This window comes from Nonomuraea marmarensis (genome assembly GCF_043197025.1).
Taxonomy (GTDB): Bacteria; Actinomycetota; Actinomycetes; order Streptosporangiales; family Streptosporangiaceae; genus Nonomuraea; species Nonomuraea marmarensis.
Map to the genome: position 1 here is coordinate 1 of NZ_JBICRM010000112.1, position 1,396 is coordinate 1,396.

The following is a 1,396-nucleotide window of genomic DNA, read 5'->3' on the forward strand; positions in this document are numbered from 1 at the left end:
CAGGGCCGAAGGAGTTCTCACTATGTGAGACCGAGGGCGATGAGCGGGTGACGGAAGTCGTCGCGTGCCCACCGGGCGCCTTCGGCGATGTTGGTGAAGTTGAGCAGGCGTAGCGCGCCGATCGCGTAGCTGCGCATGGTCGCGAGGATCGACGGGGCCGAGGCGGTGCGGATCTTGCAGTGATCCTCCCTGAACGTTACATCTCGGACGTAATGGTCTTTGTTCTCGATGGACCACTCGCCTCTCACGAACTCGGCCAGGCGGCGAGGACCGGCCTGGCGGGCGGGCAGATTGGTGACGCCCAGCACGGCCACCGACGACAGCGGCTTCCAGGCCAGGTCGTAGACGTGTCGTTCGACCAGGTAGACCTGCTTGATGTGCGGGAAGCGGGTGCCGGGCGGGGCGGGCATCACTTGGATGGTGCGGATCTCGTTGCGGCCGTGGCCACGGTCGTAGGTCGTCCATCCGATCGGGACCTGGTTCCAGTCCAGGGCATTGAGCTGGTCGAACAGTCCGCGCTGGTTGCCGCCGACGGGCAGCACGTAGAACGCGCCACGGCGGTGCAGGTAGCGGGCGTGCGCACGCTGGCAATGCATCATGTCGGCGGTGACGACCACGTTGGTCAGATCGGGAAGCTGGTCCAGCAGTGGCTGGAAGGCGCGGATCTCGTTGGTCTTGGAGTCGATGTCGATCTGGGCCACGGTGATCGCGTCGGCCGGCAGGTGCGCGCCGAGCCGATGCCTGGCGGGCTTGCCGGCATCGGCGCTGCCGCGTGAGGTCTTGCCGTCGACCGTCAGCCCGATCAGTTCGTCGGGGTCGTCGTACAAGTCGGTGAGCTGCGCGGCCCGGTGAGCGGCATAGGCGGCGTCCACGCTGGCGGCGTCCAGCAGCTCCATCGTGCGGCACACGGTGTCGGGATGCGGGGCTTGGTGGCGGCCGGTCCGCCGATCGAACCGGGCTCCGAGCTGCGCCAAGACTGGGTCGGGTGCGCTGCGGATCCAGTGCCGGATCGCCGCGTAGGAGACCGCGCCGGACACGATTGCGGCCTGCACCAGCGCCAGGATGACCACCAGTGGATGGCGACGGCCTCGCCGATCGCGTGGATCGGGGACTTGCGCCCACACCTGCCGAAGGTCGGTCAGGTCCACAACCTCCTCCATCGGGGCCGACAATCCTTCACGGCCGGTGTTATCGGCCGCAGCGGCGATGGCGGACAGGACAGGCGGCATGGCAGACTGCACGGACAACGAGGCTCCGGTAGATCGGATTGGCGTGAGAACCGCCGTTCTACGGGGCCTTGTTGCGCGTCAGGGCACCGCCACGCCGTACGCGATCAAGCTGTGACCCGCGGATCTCCAACTCGCCGTCTCACCATCCGAGAACTCCGCCCGCCCTG

1 protein-coding gene is annotated in these 1,396 nt (G+C 67.6%); it reads right to left on the reverse strand.

The genetic code is table 11. The features are described from left to right. Window positions 1-20: 20 nt before the first annotated feature. Complete coding sequence (locus ACFLIM_RS50175; protein WP_393178019.1) at window positions 21-1,160, reverse strand: ISAs1 family transposase; 1,140 nt, start codon at window positions 1,158-1,160, stop codon at window positions 21-23. Window positions 1,161-1,396: the final 236 nt, after the last annotated feature.